Source organism: Planococcus sp. 11815 (assembly GCF_051096385.1).
Taxonomy (GTDB): Bacteria; Bacillota; Bacilli; order Bacillales_A; family Planococcaceae; genus Planococcus; species Planococcus citreus.
Genome location: NZ_CP096991.1, coordinates 1664973 through 1682210 on the forward strand (window position 1 = coordinate 1664973; position 17238 = coordinate 1682210).

Sequence of the window (17238 nt, forward strand, 5' to 3'; positions counted from 1 at the left end):
TCAGCGGTTATCGGAAGGGAAAAAGCTTAGATGTAGCTTCTTCCCTTCTTTTTGTTCATGTAAGTGTCCTTTTGCGAACGCTTTTTTTCAAAAATTAACTAGTTATCTTTTAAATAGCTGAGTATATTAAAGCAGCAAGAGAAAAGAATAGCAGATGAAGTTATATCAGGCGCTTTTGCAATAATTCCTACGTGATAATAAATTCCTCATCATTCTGCATGACCGCTTAGCGAGGTACTAAAGCCCCTTTACCTAGCATATTTTATTATTTCTCGGGAATAGAATACTAACCATACAAAGAGTTAGTAAAGGATAAGGCACAAGAAACAATTCTTTTATTAATTTTGATCTTAGAATAGAGAAGATAAAAAGTACCTAAAGAAAGGAGAACTATAATGGCAAAAGCTCATAAATCCACTAAGAATATTAAGTTGGCTTTCGCGATTAACCTTCTATTTTCGATAGGAGAACTCATTGGCGGCTTTTTGATTAACAGTGTCGCCATCATGTCGGATGCCATTCATGATTTAGGGGATGCCATTGCTTTAGGGATTTCCTGGTTTCTCCAAAACTTTTCAAATAAAGAAGGGGATGAAAAGTTTTCGTTCGGCTATAAACGTTTTTCCCTTTTGAGCGCATTAATTAATGCAGCTGTTTTGATTGCTGGCTCTATTTATATCTTTACTCAAGCCATCCCTTTGCTGTTTAATCCCGAACACTCCAATGCCCAAGGCATGATTTGGTTTGCTATTGTAGGCGTTCTTTTAAATGGTTATGCAGCTTTCAAGTTACACAAAGGGAAATCTGTAAATGAAGGAATCTTGTCCTGGCATATGCTCGAAGATGTTTTGGGATGGGTGGCAGTGCTGATTGTCGGTATTGTTCTGCTTTTCAAGGATATCCATATTCTAGACCCAATCTTATCTCTTGCAATTGCCTTGTTTATTTTGGTAAACGTTGTACGCAATCTGACTAAAACTATGAAAATTTTGTTGGAAGGCGTACCCGAGGGAATTAATATAGAAGAAATACAGGTGAAAATCGAAAAAATTCCCGGAGTATTAGCGGTTCAGGAGTTAAACATTTGGTCAATCGACGGAGAAGATAATGCCCTGAATCTACATCTTTCTGTTAAAGGAAATAGCCTTGCAGATTCAACCGCTATAAAAGAAAACGTAAGAAAGGCCACTTCCAACCTGAAAATTGCTCACTCAGCCATTGAATTGGAATGGAAAGACCACTAATACCCCTTCTTTTAATTCATGAGATTTCTATGTAAACCTTGATGGAATTTAATACAGACCTATCAATTGATTATCAGCTGTTTTAACAGACTTTTAAAAAGGAGGAGGCGCATCTTCTAATAGAAATGCAAAAACAGCGTGCATCTTTTCAGGTGCACGCTGTTTCTTTTTATTCTTTTACGCGCATCAGCCGTAAACTGTTGAGGGCAACTAGGAGGGTAGCGCCCATATCGGACATAATCGCGATCCACAGGGTCAACCAACCTGGAATGACCAACAGCAGCGCAATCGCTTTGATGCCAATAGCAAACGCAATGTTCGCTTTAATGATGTTCAATGATTTCCGGCTCAACTTCACCGTGAACGGCAGTTTGCTCAAATCATCTCCCATCAAGACCACATCAGCGGTCTCCATCGCGGTATCAGTTCCGGCACCGCCCATGGCAATTCCGACAGTAGAAGCAGCGAGTGCCGGCGCGTCGTTCACGCCGTCTCCAATCATCGCCACATTGCCGTACTCGGCCCGTAAGCGTTTGATAACATTCAATTTGTCTTCGGGCATCAGTTCGGCTTGGATTTCGGTGACACCGACCTCTCGGCCGATGGCCTGACCGGTCGCTTTGTTGTCGCCCGTCAGCATGATCGTCTTCTTGATGCCCATTTGATGCAGCTTCTGAATGACTTCCTTGCTGGATTCACGGACTTCATCTGCCACGGCAATGACCGCCAGGATATTCTGTTCCGTTCCGATGATCATCGCCGTCTTGCCCTGATTTTGAAGAGTTGTGACGGTTTGTTCCAAGTTCTTATCGGCACTTGCGGCGCCCAGCTCATTGAAGAGAATGGGGCTGCCGATGTAGTACGTGATCCCTTCTACGGTCCCTTTAATCCCTTTGCCGGTAATGGATGAGAAGTCCTCGACCAAGACCGAAGAATAAGAAATGTTTTCTGCGTCCGCTTTTTTCATGATGGCCGAAGCAAGGGGGTGCTGTGAGCGATACTCCAGCGCTGTGACGATGGAAAGCAGTTCTTTTTCATTGATGCTCTTGTTCAATACCTCAAAGTCCGTGACGACGGGAACCCCTTTGGTCAAGGTGCCGGTCTTGTCAAACGCAATCGCTTTGATGGCACCCATTTCTTCCAGGTACACACCGCCTTTTACCAAAACGCCTTTTTTCGCTGCATTCCCGATAGCAGATACAATAGAAATCGGAGTCGAAATGACCAACGCACACGGACAACCCACGACTAGCACAGCCAGCCCTTGATAGACCCAGGTTTCCCAGCTGGCGTCAAACAAGAGGGGAGGGACAATGGCCACGAGTGCCGCAACGGCCATGATGATCGGTGTATAATATTTGGCGAATTTATCGACAAACGCCTGTGAAGGAGCCCGTTCGCCTTGCGCTTCTTCTACCAAATGGATGATTTTTGCAATGGTCGTGTCTTCGACCAGCTTAGTGACTTTGACTTCGAGCAAACCTTCTTCGTTCAGCGTGCCGGCGAAGACTTCATCATTCACCGTTTTGGCGACAGGTACGGATTCACCGGTAATCGCTGCCTGATTGACCGCCGAATAGCCGTTGACCACCATGCCGTCCATCGCAATCTTTTGTCCGGGTTTGACGATCATGGTATCCCCGACGGCAATGTCGTCCACCGAAATCAGCTGTTCTTGTCCATTTCGTCGAACCAGTGCCTCTTTCGGGGCAATGTCCATCAACGAACGGATAGATTGTCGGGCCCGGTCCATGGAATAGCGTTCCAATGCTTCACTGATGGCGAAGAGAATGACCACGATGGAAGCTTCCGCCCATTCGCCGATGATGGCTGCCCCAATGACGGCAACCGTCATCAAGGTTTTCATGTCGAAATCCAGGCGTATCAAATTCTGAAAACCGACTTTAAAGAGCGAGTATCCGCCAATGACGATGGCTGCCACGAACAGGAGGGACGTCATCAGGTTTTCTTCCCCGTTGACGAACTGGGAAATGTACCCGAAGACAATCAACAGGGTGGAGTAGAGCAAGACGCTGTACTTTTGGTAGAACGGCACTTTCTTCTCTTTTGCAGTCGTCGTTTTTTCGGTTTCCATTTTCGGACCAGCTTGCCGACTTGTGATTTCAGGAGCGACCTTCAAATTTTCAAAAGCGCCGGCTTTTTCCAATTCTTCAACCGAGGCCTTCCCGTAAACAGAAATTTTCGAAGCCCCGAAATTCACTTTTGCATCTTGGACACCGGGAATTTTCTTGACGTTGTTCTCAAATTTTCCGGCACAGTTGGCACACGTAAAGCCTTCCACACGGAAGACATTTTTATCTTCTTCTCCCACGTTCACTTCGGGTGCCGTCTGGCGTTTCGGTTTTTCGGGTGCTACTTTCAAATTCTCGAAAGCACCTGCTTTTTCCAATTCCTCAACTGTCGCTTCACCGTAAACAGAAATTTTGGAAGCGCCAAAATTCACTTTTGCATCCTCAACACCGGAAAGATTTTTGACGTTCTTCTCGAATTTCCCGGCACAGTTGGCGCACGAAAATCCTTCAATACGGTAGACGGTTTTTTCTTCTTCTATCTTTGCTTTCTCAACCAACGCTGACACCCTCTTTCTGGTGAGTGAAGGCCACTTGCACGAGATGTTTCACATGCGCGTCATCCAACGAATAATAGACCAATTTGCCTTCTTTGCGGTATTTTGCCAACCCCATATTTTTTAACAGTCGCAGATGGTAGGAGGCGGTCGCCATAGAAGAGCCGATGATATTCGCAACATCACAGACACAGAGCTTGTCCTCCAGCGATAAGGCATAGGCAATTTTGATTCTCGTATCGTCAGATAATGCCTTAAAAATTTTCGCCACTTCCAACGGATTTTGTTCCGAAAGCTGTTGCTGGACTCGCTCTACTTTTTCCTCATCCACACATAAAATTTCGCACGTATCTTTGCTCATTTTATTTTCCCCTTTTCATCAATTTAATTTTTTGCAGCAAGCTTTTCTTCTATAAGAATAGAAAAAGAGAAAAATCACTTCAGCTCACCAGACTCCAAAGGAAACGGAATGTCCCGTTCTCCACCATAATCAAGATGCCGAGTCCGATAAAGACAACCGGCACAATCCAACGTTCCCATTTCTCGATGGTTTCAGAGACCGATTTAACGGATGCCAAGCGGTAACTGAGGTAACACAAAATAGCGATCATAATGGCAAAGACGACAAGCATCACAACGGTTTCACTTGGATTCAAGGTTGAAAAGTAGGGTATGTAGACGCCGATGTTATCCCCGCCGGCCGCCAGTGTAATGACCGTTATGGTGACAAACAAGCGATTGGACTTTCCGGAAGACAAGCGGGACAGGAGATCCTCTTCGTCGTTCTCTTCTTCCTCTCGCTTCCAAACCTTGACTCCCAAATAAATCGGTATGAGACCGAGCAGACCGACCCAGTGAGTCGGTACGAGCGTCAAGCCATACGCAGCCAATAGACTGACACCCACTAATATGGCTGTTCCCAAATATTGACCGATGACAATGGATTTTAACTGACCTTTTTTCATCGTCTGCGAAAACAGGATCAACAAAATGATGACATAATCGATGCTGGTCGCAACGTAAGCTGCAACAGCGGAAAAAATTGTCGTAATCAGCTCCACCAACTCCTTTATGGATATCAGAGCCAACTAATATCCTTCTAATAGTTATACGTTCAAACGAACGTTTGATTAATACAAGTGTACAAAGATTTCGTTAGATTGTCAATTATACATTCAAATGATTGTTTTAATATTTGAACAGGCTTGTTAGAATGAACAGGGAGTGACAAACGGCAAGGCGAATCGGAAAATAGGTGTAGCTAATCCGGACTTGTCTTGTTAAGCATTCTATTTCTATGAATGCTAGAAAATGTATGTGGGAACGATGACGAGTAATTGATTGATAAATCACGATAGGAAAGAGGATTACTATGAAGAAAAACAATAAGAAGAAACAATCGGGGATGAAGCTGGCGGTTCTCTTAACCATTTTGGCTCTCGGAATTCTAGCGGCAATCGTAGTATTGACAAACCAGCAAAGTGCCTCGACAGTAGAGACCACAGAAGTGGATATCACGGGTCAGCCAACACTTGGCGAAAGTGATGCACCGATCACGGTTGTTGAATTTGGCGACTTCAAGTGCCCATCTTGTAAAGCATGGGGGGAAATGGTGTACCCGCAATTGGTGGCGGACTATGTCGATACGGGCGATGTGAAATTCTCCTATATCAACGTTCTTTTCCACGGCAATGAATCGGTGGTGGGTTCTTTGGCTGCCGAAGCCGTTTACGAACAAAGTCCGGAATCCTATTGGCATTTCCACAAAGCCTTATTTGCGGCGCAGCCAGCTGCAAATCACGATGCCGCCTGGCTGACACCGGAGAAAGCTCTGGAAGTGGCCGCCGAATTTCCAGCCATTGACCAAGTCCAGATGAAAGCGGACATGGAAAAGCAAGAGACAATGGATAAAGTGGATGCGGATAAGGCCTTGGTAGAAGAGCACAGTGTGGCTTTGACACCGACGATAGTCGTCAATGGACAGACATTGGAAGATCCGTTTGATTACGATGCCATCAAAGCACTGATCGATGAAGCATTAGCGGAGGACAACTAATGGAAGAGACCAACAAACAATCGGATAAAAGTGGCTTCTTGCTGTACGGGGCTTGGTTTGTCTCGTTAATTGCGACGCTCGGAAGCCTGTATTTTAGTGAAATCAAAGGGTTCATTCCATGTGATCTGTGCTGGTTCCAGCGGATTTTCATGTATCCCCTTGTTTTCATTTTGGGGATTGCGACGTTTCAGAACGATTGGAAGGTTGCCCGTTATGTTCTGCCACTATCTGTTATCGGGGGAAGCATCTCGGCCATGCATTACATGGAACAGAAAATTCCAGGGTTCGGCGGGGTCCGGCCCTGTGTGAGCGGAGTTCCTTGCAGTGCGGAGTATGTCAATTGGTTAGGATTCATTACTATCCCTTTCCTTGCATTTGTTGCTTTTCTTTTGATTACGAGTGCGATGGTGTTGCTGATTGTGAAGAAAAAAGCAAATTAATATAGTAATTGATAGACAGTAAAAAGCGCTTTTCTCCGAATGAGAGAAGCGCTTTTCAAATTCCTTCATTTACTACCGTCTGTCTGTTAAAGATGCTTTCACGCTCTTCTGGTACTTGAATACTTTCGACCACAGATAGATGGCTAGGCCGATGAATAAGATAGGCATTTGCCAGCCAATTTTATCAGTTACTATAAAATCATATATGGACCAAATAAATAGAGCTCCACTATAAAAAAGAAAACCGATAGTAGAAGACCAATCTTTTGAGACATGTTTAGTTCGTGTCACCTATTCTCCTCCTTTTGATGTTGAAGTAGCTAAGTGCTCATCATTGATACGATATCAGAAGAAACACCAGCAAAAATTGAATGAATTGGTACGTGTCGTTCCTACACTTAACTTTAGTATACCTGCCTAAGATATCAAACATTTTTTGATATATTGACGAATGAAGATCCTGAATGTATAGGATTTACGGCAAGTATAAAATGAATTTGGGTTTACGTGTTATGGGATTATCGGAAGCTGTATAAACACAAAGAGAGAGAAGAGGCTGTTCAAAGCTTGTTTTCTTTCTCTTTTGTTTGTAAAAGTGCTGGCTTAAGTTTTTTGACTTAGTTAATCTTAAGAGGCAGTCGCTCATATAGTTAGTTTTCTCTTTCCGTAAAGGAGTGCCATCATGAACGTATTCGAAAAGTTTCAAACTGTTATCATTTTATCGGCAGTAGGAATCGGACTATTACTGGGACAGGTTGTTTTTTTTGAAACGTATGCAGAGTCTTTCATCGTTCCGTTTTTACTACTGATGCTTTACGGGTTATTTCTAAACATTCCATTGCAGCACTTGAAAGATGCTTTTGAAAATCGCAAGTTCTTAAATACCAGCATCTTTATCAATTTTATCTGGACACCTTTAGTAGCGTGGGGGCTGGGAGCTATCTTCCTTTCTGAGCATCCAGCTCTTTGGATTGGTTTTATCATGCTGATGGTGACGCCTTGTACCGACTGGTACTTGATGTTCACTTCCATAGCCAAAGGGAATATACCCTTGTCCACGTCTGTTTTACCGATTAATTTGATCCTTCAGGTAGTGCTTCTGCCCGTCTATCTATTCATTTTTGCTGGTACGATTCAATCCATTCCGTTATCGACCATTGGAGAAAGTATTCTATTGGTACTGGTAATTCCTTTCGCTCTTGCACACTTGACCCGTTATAGCTTGAGGAAGAAAAAAGCCTTCTTAAATAAGAAGTTGGTCCCTTTTTTCGCTACTGCACAAATCATTTTTTTAGCCATAGCAATCATGGCCATGTTCGCGTCGCAAGGAAATTATTTAATCAATAATCTTGAGGCCATTTCTGTACTAGTCATACCGGTGTTACTTTTCTTCGTTGTTAACTTCGTACTTGCCCAAACTGTAGGGAAAGCCATGAAATTTTCATACGAAGATACAGTGAGCCTAAGCCTTACCATCATTGCACGCAATTCGCCCGTTTCGTTAGCGATTGCGGTCATCGCCTTTCCGGATCAACCCTTGATTGCATTAGCCTTAGTCATTGGTCCACTTATTGAATTGCCCGTGTTAGCGATTGTTTCTCAAGCATTGCTCACTTTAAGGAAAAACAAGCCAGTAAATAATTTCAAATAGCTGTTTGCCGAAAAGCTGTTACTGGCATTTGAGGAATGTAGTGTTTGGCAATTAAGGGAATGCATGAATTACCGCATATTCAACGCTTTATACGGAGTGGCGGGTATGATAAGCTCGTGTGCTATGCAAAGTCACATAGCTCATTCCTTTGCGTGAAATCGTACCCGCAGAGGCTCCGTGTCAAGCGACATAGGGCAGAGAATTTATACATCTAACCGAATATTCTTAATTGCCATTATATACATTTCTTATCTGCCAAATACAGAAAAGAAGAGAGTGATTGGGAAGATAGCTAAGTTGAGTTAACATATGACCCCTTATCGGAAGTCTTTCTAAATGAAATATATAATTATAAAACCAGTAATCCTTATAGAAGGCTACTGGTTTTTTAAAACTCCGGTAAAAAATATAGCTTGAAATTGGTTCATATTATCTCTTGAAGTGACACCTAAATAATCGATGTCACGAAGAAGTTATATTAATTCATAAAACTCTATAAGTAGCAAAAAACCATATGATGAATGGTCAGAGCTCCTAAATAAGGAACTTTGAGAAAACCTTTTGTCTAACCTGGGAATTCGATTTGCTTATCTTCTTAGTAGGCTAATCATGCAGATATAAAGTGACCATTACCATATCGCCACCACTTTTGCCAATTGCGTCTCTAACTTCTTGATTGATTGAAATAATCTTGTCTTCATTTTTTCTTGGAGCCAAATTAATGCTTTTTATTTCAAAGTCATCAATTGTACCAGACACCTTTAGGTATCCCCATTTCCCTTGAATACTGGCCGTGCCAGGAAGTCTAATATGATACGTCCACGCTCCAAATCCTTTTTTGTACTGCAATTCGAGTTTCTGATTATCAATTATTTTGATCATAATAAGTCACCTCGTTTCTCATTAAGTTTACCAATAATCAAGGATTAGCAGTAACTGTCGCTGCTTACCCTTAAATAGTATCCAATAAGATGAGCATAAAGCAGAAGTTTCAGTAGACTTTCACGTTCCAACGAGAGCTCAACATGCATGCTTAAACAGTTTACATATTGCCGAATTATCGGAAGCTACAGATTAGAAGGGAGAGAAGAAGGCGGTAAGCCGAATCTTCTCTCTTTTTGTTATTGTTTCCTAAAAAAGTATATTTACGGCCGCTCTTAATATGAAAAGAAAGATTGTGTTCCATAGTTCTGTAACTAAAATAAATCCAACATGGTGGCAAACACATCTTGTTTCATTTTAAAGTGCACCCGCACAAACACGTAATAGAAATACCCACCTTCGTATTGACTGCCATTTCGTTCTGAATAAGCCATGATCTTGAAATCATTATCGTAACCTCTGACACAACAAATATATATAACAATGATTGTAGATGTGATTTCTTTGTCATAAACTTCTTTTTTTCCTCTAACCATAAAAAAAATCACATTACTTTTCATTTTCAAATAATTATGATGACATTATTTTCAAAGGAGTTTCATATATTACTTAGGAAATGGAATTCTTAACCAAGTTTTAATACTGGGTTTTTGGGGAAAGGAATATATAGTGTGTTAAATAGAAAAAAGGGGAGGAACACTAATGACGAAAAATTCGTGGTCAAGATTAATGTCCCTCACAGTTCTAAGTTCTGTGTTGGCTTTAGGAGCATGTGGCAATGAAGATGCTTCAGAAGAAGAGTCAACAAATGACTCTGATGCTACAACAGAAGAAAGTACAGATGAGGGCACTACAACAGAAGAAGGTGCAGACGAGGGCGCAAATGAAAGTGCAGAAACTGAACCCAAAGTCACTGAGTTTGAACCAGCATTTCCAGAACAAACTAGAGCACCTGCAGTAGAGACTGAAACAGAACTTAATGAGGAAGTTGTGGTTGAAGGTCTTGGCGTGACTTGGGGTATGGTAGAGTTTGAACCAAACCGCTTACTTGTGACGCAAAGAGATGCAGCAGAACTTCTTATTGTAAACCTTGAAGATGGTTCTGTTTCAGATCCAATCGAAGGTACACCAGAAGTGAATAACTCAGGTCAAGGCGGTTTGCTTGATGTAGCCGTTGCACCTGATTTTGACGAATCAAGAGCAGTATTCATGACGTTTTCTCAAGATCTTGAAGACGGTACCGTCACTGCTGTCGGTAAAGGTGTGTTATCAGAAGATGAATCCTCACTTGAAGATTTTGAAGTCATCTTCCAAGCAACACCGGCATATGATGGCGACTTACACTATGGCGGTCGTATTATCTTCGATGAGGAGGGCAACCTATTCCTAACAACTGGTGAGCGTTCAGACGATCCAATTCGTGAACGTGCACAAGACTTGGACGCTTACTTAGGTAAAGTCATTCACATTACACAAGATGGAGAGCCAGTAGATTCAAATCCATTTGTCGAAGATGAAGACGCACTGGATGGTATTTACAGCTATGGTCACCGTAATATTCAAGGCATAGACTACAACCCTGAAACAGGAGACTTATGGATTGTTGAATTCGGTCCACAAGCTGGGGATGAACTGAATATCATTGAACCAGCGAACAACTATGGATGGCCAATTGTTTCTTATGGTATCGAGTACACTGGTGAATTAATCAATGATGGTATTTCAGAGCACGAAGCGCAAGGCTTTGTGGAACCAAGATATTATTGGGATCCAACAAGTGCACCAAGTGGTATGTCATTCTATGATAATGACGCAATCCCTGAATGGGAGAACAATTTGTTTATCGGTGGTTTAGCCCCGAACTATATTGTACGTGTCGTTATTGAAGATGACATCATCGTTGGAGAAGAACGACTATTGACTGATGAAGCTCAACGTTTCCGTGACATTCTTGTAACTGAAGATGGCGCGCTTATTGCGAGCACTGATGGCGGTCTGATTTACCAGATTACTGCAGCAGAATAATTTATTATCCTCTAAAAGCATCTACTCTCATATCAGCGTCATTAATTTGAGTGGTATGAAAATATTAAATAAACAGGCATTCATGTATTCTCATGAATGCCTGTTTATTTGCTGTTTGAATAGATTGAAAGTGTAATGGCTGTAGAAGAAGGGGCTTGAAACCATCAGCAACTCTCATTGTCTTTTATGGTATAATTACCCAAATTACCAAGGGGTTATCGATTGCTTAAATACGAAAACATTTCATTAATAAGGTTATTTATGCTTCGTATTCAGTTTTATGAAGAGGAGGTTTCTTTATGAAATTAACCATCATACTTCTGCGTATTGTATACCTTCCTATAGCTGGACTTTTTATACTTCCCATATCTTATTGGTTTGCAGCTGGCTTCATCTCCGAATATGGACCGGAATCACCTGAAGTTATCTTTCCACTCTGGCTAATCCCCGCTGCAGTGTTCTTGCTCGGCGTCGTCATACAATGTTGGAAAAAGTATTTTTGGTTAGGAATAGGTATTACGGTGTTCTCGTTTATTTTGTTCTTTACAGACATCATTCCTTATAGAGCAATCAATCTGTTTTGAAATGATGGAACCGGTTTATGAAAAAGAGAAGCGAAAATAAACAAGCCCGGCTCAGTTCATAACTGTGCCGGGCTTATTTTGATATCTACCATTCGAACACAAATTTCAGTGTAATCGTAATCGCAGAGTATAGGATGACGGAAATAAGGAAAGTCGGGAAATGCGTGTCCTTTTCGCTCGGCAATTCGTGCTTGAATACGGTGAAGATCATGGCGCCGGAAACGAGCGAGAAGACGATCGATTTGAACAGCGGCGTCAGTTCAGTCGTCAAAGCGACAATCCAGCCGGCGACAATGCCGACAGCCAGTATATAACGACCGTATTTATTGTACTCCACAGGAAACTTCCGCCACATATCATGGGCGACCGCCATGAAATGCGGACCGATCGCGACGCAGTAGAACAAAGCTTGAATGGCTGACACTTCAAATGATAGGACAGAGTAGGATACGAGCGCGTTATAGAAAGCATAGAACACGATGACCGACCAGAAAGTAGAGGTGTGGGAAATATAATTTTGCTGAATGACGATTTGAATGCCGACAAACAAGACGACACCGAGAAGGCCGATGAAATAGATTTCCGACTCCATCGTTAGCTGCCGGTACGGTTCTTCGATCGCCGCTTGCTGCTTATGAAGTGTGGGGAGCAGGTAGATAAAAATATACGAAACAGCTAACCCGCCTGAAAACGAGAACCACTTCACTTGCTTCAGTTTATCTCGAGGCACCAGGACGCTCGCGAAGAAATGGATCAAGATGAATACTATGCCGATCAAGAACGGTATCAACAGCATGACCCAAGCCTCCTGTCAGATGAAATGATCTGATGAAATGGCGAGCTTTTGTTAAATTAAAGGGTACTATAAATAACGTAAATTGATTTTCTATATTGTACTGCTTCGTTTAGAAATAATGAAGCCGCTTTTACATAATTTTAGCAAAGAACTAACCGACTTGGCCTTGGCGATTCGATTTGTGAAACTTTCTGGTTGCATTTTTTCTTTAACGGCTTTATATTATGTGAGGCATCAATTAATGAGGGGTCAATTAATATTTCTCAAAACTATTAGGGTAGAAAAAGGAGCAATTAAGATGAACACATTACAAAACAAAAAAACCAATGATTTCAATGAAATCGTCAATGGGCGCCGTTCCATTAAGCAATACGACCCGGATGTGAAAATCAGCCGCGAGGAAATGACCGAAATTTTGGAACAGGCATCCACGGCCCCTTCTTCCATCAATATGCAGCCTTGGCGTTTTGTTGTTATCGACAGCGCAGAAGGAAAAGAAAAGCTTGCGCCGCTGGCATCTTTCAACTTGGAAAAAGTGATGAGTGCATCAGCTGTCATCGCCGTGTTCGGCGACCTTAACAACATTGAATACGCAGAAGAAATTTACGGAAAAGCTGTAGAACTCGGCTATATGCCGGAAGAAGTGAAAGAATTCCAAGTCGGCTACTTCAAACCTTTGTATGAAGGCATGTCCAATGAGCAGATGAAAGACATCGTGCTATTGGACTCAGGGCTTGTGTCCATGCAATTGATGCTCGTTGCCCGTGCATTCGGCTACGACACCAACCCGATCGGTGGCTACGACAAGGAAAAAATCGCTGAAACGTTCGGCCTGGACAAAGAGCGTTATGTGCCAGTCATGCTTCTCACGATTGGCAAAGCCGCCAACGACGGCTTCCAGTCGTACCGCTTGCCGGTCGAGACGACCACAACCTGGAGCTAAGCCAGCCAATCTTGAGTATTCGGGATTTATGTATTATATTTGACTGGTCAATGAATAGTGGGCACAGCTATCAATTGACTTCATCGATTATTTAGGAGGTCTTTCAATGCCGTGTTCATTTTCAAAGCAGGAACAAGTGCTGCACCAGTTTAAGGGCCTGACCAATCAAATCAGCCCGAAGTTCGAGCGTTGCACAGGCATCAGTGCGTCGCGTTATGAGTTATTGTCGCAGCTTTATAAAGTTGACGAAATCAACCAGTCAACGCTACAAAAATTGGTCAATATCGATAGCGCCGCGGTCACGCGCCATTTAAAACAGCTTGAAGCGAGCGGCATGGTCAAAAAGCGCAGAAATCCAGAAGACAATCGCGTCATTTTTGTCAGCCTGACCGATGAAGGCCGCGAGCGCATCGTCGAATACCGGAAAGAAAATACAGGCTTCGTCAAGCAAATGCTCCACGATTTCACCACTGAGGAAGTGGATGCGCTTAGCGATATGCTCCGGCGCATGCAAGACAATATCGTTGATTATTAAAAATACACATTAAAGGATGGCGAAATGAAATGATGATTATCCATGCACATTTGCAAGTAAAACCTGACCAAGAACAAGCGTTTTTAGATGAAGGCAAAACTCTTATTGAAGCATCGCGTCAAGAACCAGGCAATGTACAATACGATTTGATGAAATCGGTCGAGAAGGACGGCCATTACACGATGGTCGAAGTATGGAAAGATGCGCAAGCAATCAAAGCCCATAACGCGAGCGAGCATTTCACGGCATTTTCAAAAAAAGCAGCCGGATTCATGAGCGCGCCGATGGAACTGAAAGTCTATAGCGGTGAAGCTGTCCCAATGTAAGAAAAACTTGATGGTTTAAACGAGATATCAGGCAATGCTTGAACATCTCGGTGAACTGTGACAAGATAGACCTTGAAAGACAAATGCTAATTTCATAAAACACATGTGGGGGAATCGGTGTTGCCGATTGAGAGAATATCCGTGAGATATTGACCCTTGGAACCTGAACTGGCTAATACCAGCGGAGGGAACATATTCAAATCGGTCTATTCTGCGATGATATGCGCCCAAGGTTTCTATAACCTTGGGCGCTTTTTTGTATCCGCAATTGGATATGTCCCCTGACTCGGCTCCTGAAATCATCTTTTATGAATTCATTCAGAGGGGGAAACAAGATGAAAAAATGGTCGATTGCCATTGCACCGGTATTGCTGCTGGCGGCATGTACAGACGAAGCGGAAAATCCGGGCAGCGATGTGGCGAATGAACAGCAGGAATTGCAAGAAGTGACGATGGTCTTGGATTGGACGCCAAATACCAATCACACCGGATTGTATGTGGCACAGCAAAATGGTTATTTTGAAGAGCAAGGGCTCGATGTCGAGATCATCTTGCCGGGTGAAGCGGGCGCCAATCAATTGGTCGCTTCCAACCAGGCGGAATTCGGCATCGGCGCACAGGAAAGCTTGACGGAAGCGAGAGTACAGGACATTCCAATCGTTTCGATCGCGGCGCTCATTCAGCACAACACGTCCGGATTTGCATCACCTAAAGACAAAGGAATTGAGTCGCCGAGCGATTACGAAGGGAAAACTTACGGCGGCTGGGGAGCGCCAGTCGAAAAAGCGGTGCTTGGGTCCATCATGGAACAAGACAATGCCGATGTTGAAAAAGTCGACATCGTCAATATCGGCAATAGCGACTTTTTCACGGCGGTCGAACGCGACATTGATTTTGCGTGGATCTATTACGGCTGGACGGGCATTGAAGCAGAGTTACGCGGCGACGAATTGAACATGCAGTATTTGACGGACTACTCGGACAAACTGGATTATTATACACCGGTCCTGATGACCAATGAAAACTTGATTGCAGAAGATCCGGAAACCGTTCGTGCATTCACCAAAGCAGTCTCGCAAGGCTATGAATTCGCCATCGATGAGCCGGAACAAGCAGCTGAGATCTTGATCGAAGCGGTCCCGGATTTGGATCCGGAACTGGTGAAAGCGAGCCAGAAATGGCTGTCGCCGAAATATCAGGACGATGCTGCGAAATTCGGCCAACAACAAGAGCAAGTGTGGGCGGATTACGCTGCCTGGATGTTCGACAACGGGTTGCTGAATGAAGAATTGGACGTGGAGCAGGCGTACACCAATGAATTTTTACCGGAGGAGGAAAATTGATGGGCAATGCACTATTAAGTATTCAAATCATCCCGAAAACGAAAAACGGGGAAGACGTCATTCCGTATGTGGACAAAGCAATCGCCGTCATTGAAAAGTCAGGCGTCCCGTACCAAGTCAATCCACTGGAGACGACGATGGAAGGGGATATGGCGCAGTTGTTTTCGATCGTTGAGGAAATGAACGAGGCGATGATCGAAAACGGCAGCCCGAACGTCATCTCGCAAATCAAAGTGCTGTATCAGCCGAGCGGCGCATCGATGGATAAATTGACGGAGAAATACCGGCCGTGATGATTGTGCGGAAAGGATGGAGACCGGTTCTGGTCCTCATCCTTTTATTAATCATCTGGCAAGCGCTGGTGCCGCTGTTTGAAGTGCCGGACTGGCTATTGCCGACCCCTTATCAAATCGGGCTGGAAGCGGTAAACAGTTGGCCAAACTACAGCGGGCATTTGTTTGCGACGATCCGGTTATCGATCCTCGGCTTTCTCATCGGATCGTCGATCGGCCTTGGCGTCGCGATAATCCTTCATCTCGCGCCGAAACTGCGGGAGACCTTTTATCCTTTGCTGATTTTATCGCAAAACATTCCGATCATCGTGTTGGCGCCGCTATTGGTCATTTGGTTCGGCTTTGGCTTATTGCCAAAACTGATCATCATCATTCTCGTGTGCTTTTTCCCGATCACCATCGCGGCACTTGACGGGTTCAGGCAGACGAGCGGCGAATTGCTTCATTACATGAAAATGGCAGGAGCCAACAGACGCCAGATTTTTTGGAAGCTCGAATGGCCGCATGCGATGGCGTCGATCTTCTCGGGATTGAAAATTGCGGCGACCTATAGCGTCATGGGTGCCGTCATTTCCGAATGGCTCGGGGCGCAGGAGGGCATCGGCGTCTATATGACGCTCGCCTCGTCGTCGTTCCGGACGACGCAAGTATTTGTCGCGATCTTATTGATCATGTGTTTGAGCATGCTGTTTTTTGCGGCAATTGTGTTACTCGAAAAGCGAGTCATCCGCTGGAAAACGAGTGGGGGAGGGAATCCGAATGGCTGAATTGGCGATTGAGCAATTGATGAAAAGCTTTGAGGGGACCGAAGTGCTGAAAGAGTTATCATTGAATATAGCAGACGATGAATTTGTCGCCGTGCTCGGCCCTTCCGGCAGCGGTAAAAGCACGTTATTTCATTTAATTGGCGGGCTTTATGAGCCGGATGCAGGAAGTATTCTATTGGGCGGCGAGAACATCAACGGCCAAAAAGGCTCCGTCAGCTATATGCCGCAAAGCCCGTCGCTGCTTCCGTGGCGCACCGTGCTGGACAATGTTTTGTTAGGGGCTGAGATCGCTGGACACAAAGATCAGCAAGCAGCTATTCAAATGATGGAAAAAGCAGGACTGGCAGGGTACGAGCAATCGTATCCGCATCAATTGTCCGGCGGCATGAAGCAGCGCGTCGCTTTTATCCGCAGCCTCTTAAGCCCACAGCCGCTCATTTTGCTGGACGAGCCGTTTTCAGCGCTGGATGAATTCACCCGTTCGGAAATGCAAAAATGGCTCCTTGATATTTGGCAGCACAATAAACGCTCGATTCTTTTCGTCACGCATAATATAGAAGAAGCTTTGTTTCTCTCAGACCGCATTCTGGTGTTATCGGAAAAACCTGCGCGTGTCGTCGCAGAATTTAACGTGCAATTCAAGCGGCCGAGAGTACAAGGCATCACGTTGACAGATGAGTTTCTCCAATACAAAAAGGACATTTATAAAGTGTTGAAGAAAGAGGAACCAAAATAGAAATAGAGAAGGCCGTCGAGATTTCCCGAC

Annotated in this window: 18 protein-coding genes and 1 riboswitch; of the genes, 13 read left to right on the forward strand and 5 right to left on the reverse strand. The window is 43.8% G+C overall.

Going from position 1 to position 17238, the window contains the following annotated elements; translation table 11 throughout:
• Positions 1-395 precede the first annotated feature (395 nt).
• Positions 396-1244, forward strand: a complete 849-nt coding sequence (locus M1Q06_RS08475) for a cation diffusion facilitator family transporter (protein ID WP_121299835.1) — start codon at positions 396-398, stop codon at positions 1242-1244.
• Positions 1245-1413: 169 nt separating this feature from the next.
• Here the strand turns inward: M1Q06_RS08475 and M1Q06_RS08480 are convergent, their stop codons facing one another.
• The 3 genes from M1Q06_RS08480 to M1Q06_RS08490 form a co-directional block, all read right to left on the reverse strand.
• Positions 1414-3834 (reverse strand): heavy metal translocating P-type ATPase, encoded by a 2421-nt coding sequence (locus M1Q06_RS08480; protein WP_434399267.1) that lies wholly within the window; start codon positions 3832-3834, stop codon positions 1414-1416.
• Complete coding sequence (locus tag M1Q06_RS08485; RefSeq protein WP_434399269.1) at positions 3827-4192, reverse strand: ArsR/SmtB family transcription factor; 366 nt, start codon at positions 4190-4192, stop codon at positions 3827-3829. Before M1Q06_RS08485 ends, M1Q06_RS08480 begins: the two co-directional genes overlap by 8 nt.
• A gap of 79 nt (positions 4193-4271) precedes the next feature.
• The gene (locus M1Q06_RS08490) at positions 4272-4886 is read right to left on the reverse strand and encodes a CadD family cadmium resistance transporter (protein ID WP_203333311.1); all 615 of its coding nucleotides are present in this window, start codon (positions 4884-4886) and stop codon (positions 4272-4274) included.
• A 317-nt stretch (positions 4887-5203) separates the two neighbouring features.
• On the opposite strand from M1Q06_RS08490, the gene M1Q06_RS08495 reads away from it, so the two are divergent.
• The 3 genes from M1Q06_RS08495 to M1Q06_RS08505 all read left to right on the forward strand — a co-directional run bounded on the left by M1Q06_RS08495 (position 5204) and on the right by M1Q06_RS08505 (position 7978).
• Positions 5204-5887: a DsbA family protein gene (locus tag M1Q06_RS08495; protein WP_434399271.1), complete on the forward strand. Its 684-nt coding sequence runs from the start codon at positions 5204-5206 to the stop codon at positions 5885-5887.
• Positions 5887-6327, forward strand: coding sequence for a disulfide oxidoreductase (locus M1Q06_RS08500; RefSeq protein ID WP_434399273.1), 441 nt, complete (start codon positions 5887-5889; stop codon positions 6325-6327). Before M1Q06_RS08495 ends, M1Q06_RS08500 begins: the two co-directional genes overlap by 1 nt.
• A 682-nt stretch (positions 6328-7009) precedes the next feature.
• Positions 7010-7978 carry an arsenic resistance protein gene (locus M1Q06_RS08505; RefSeq protein ID WP_434399275.1) on the forward strand — a complete coding sequence of 323 codons (969 nt, stop codon included), beginning with the start codon at positions 7010-7012 and terminating at the stop codon, positions 7976-7978.
• Positions 7979-8581: 603 nt separating this feature from the next.
• Here the strand turns inward: M1Q06_RS08505 and M1Q06_RS08510 are convergent.
• Positions 8582-8860 (reverse strand): DUF1905 domain-containing protein, encoded by a 279-nt coding sequence (locus tag M1Q06_RS08510; protein WP_204591927.1) that lies wholly within the window; start codon positions 8858-8860, stop codon positions 8582-8584.
• Between the two features lie 702 nt (positions 8861-9562).
• Between M1Q06_RS08510 and M1Q06_RS08515 the strand changes: the two genes are divergently transcribed.
• Complete coding sequence (locus tag M1Q06_RS08515) at positions 9563-10885, forward strand: PQQ-dependent sugar dehydrogenase (protein WP_434399277.1); 1323 nt, start codon at positions 9563-9565, stop codon at positions 10883-10885.
• A 299-nt stretch (positions 10886-11184) separates the two neighbouring features.
• A complete protein-coding gene (locus M1Q06_RS08520; protein WP_121299803.1) occupies positions 11185-11469 on the forward strand; it encodes a hypothetical protein in 285 nt (94 codons plus the stop codon).
• Positions 11470-11554: 85 nt separating this feature from the next.
• On the opposite strand, the gene M1Q06_RS08525 is transcribed toward M1Q06_RS08520, so the two are convergent.
• A complete protein-coding gene (locus M1Q06_RS08525; RefSeq protein WP_434399280.1) occupies positions 11555-12265 on the reverse strand; it encodes a hypothetical protein in 711 nt (236 codons plus the stop codon).
• 298 nt (positions 12266-12563) lie between these two features.
• Between M1Q06_RS08525 and M1Q06_RS08530 the strand changes: the two genes are divergently transcribed.
• The 7 genes from M1Q06_RS08530 (at position 12564) to M1Q06_RS08560 (ending at position 17208) form a co-directional block, all read left to right on the forward strand.
• A complete protein-coding gene (locus M1Q06_RS08530; protein WP_434399282.1) occupies positions 12564-13208 on the forward strand; it encodes a nitroreductase family protein in 645 nt (214 codons plus the stop codon).
• A gap of 106 nt (positions 13209-13314) precedes the next feature.
• On the forward strand, positions 13315-13743 hold the full coding sequence (locus M1Q06_RS08535; protein WP_434399284.1) for a MarR family winged helix-turn-helix transcriptional regulator: 429 nt from the start codon (positions 13315-13317) through the stop codon (positions 13741-13743).
• 29 nt (positions 13744-13772) lie between these two features.
• Positions 13773-14069 carry a putative quinol monooxygenase gene (locus M1Q06_RS08540; RefSeq protein ID WP_434399286.1) on the forward strand — a complete coding sequence of 99 codons (297 nt, stop codon included), beginning with the start codon at positions 13773-13775 and terminating at the stop codon, positions 14067-14069.
• A 97-nt stretch (positions 14070-14166) separates the two neighbouring features.
• Positions 14167-14276: riboswitch (TPP riboswitch) on the forward strand.
• A 128-nt stretch (positions 14277-14404) separates the two neighbouring features.
• Positions 14405-15412, forward strand: a complete 1008-nt coding sequence (locus M1Q06_RS08545) for an ABC transporter substrate-binding protein (protein WP_434399288.1) — start codon at positions 14405-14407, stop codon at positions 15410-15412.
• On the forward strand, positions 15412-15705 hold the full coding sequence (locus M1Q06_RS08550) for a thiamine-binding protein (protein ID WP_434399290.1): 294 nt from the start codon (positions 15412-15414) through the stop codon (positions 15703-15705). The genes M1Q06_RS08545 and M1Q06_RS08550 overlap by 1 nt, the downstream gene beginning before the upstream one ends.
• Positions 15705-16472: an ABC transporter permease gene (locus M1Q06_RS08555; RefSeq protein WP_434402854.1), complete on the forward strand. Its 768-nt coding sequence runs from the start codon at positions 15705-15707 to the stop codon at positions 16470-16472. The genes M1Q06_RS08550 and M1Q06_RS08555 overlap by 1 nt, the downstream gene beginning before the upstream one ends.
• The gene (locus M1Q06_RS08560; RefSeq protein ID WP_434399291.1) at positions 16465-17208 is read left to right on the forward strand and encodes an ABC transporter ATP-binding protein; all 744 of its coding nucleotides are present in this window, start codon (positions 16465-16467) and stop codon (positions 17206-17208) included. Before M1Q06_RS08555 ends, M1Q06_RS08560 begins: the two co-directional genes overlap by 8 nt.
• The last annotated feature ends 30 nt before the right edge of the window (positions 17209-17238 follow it).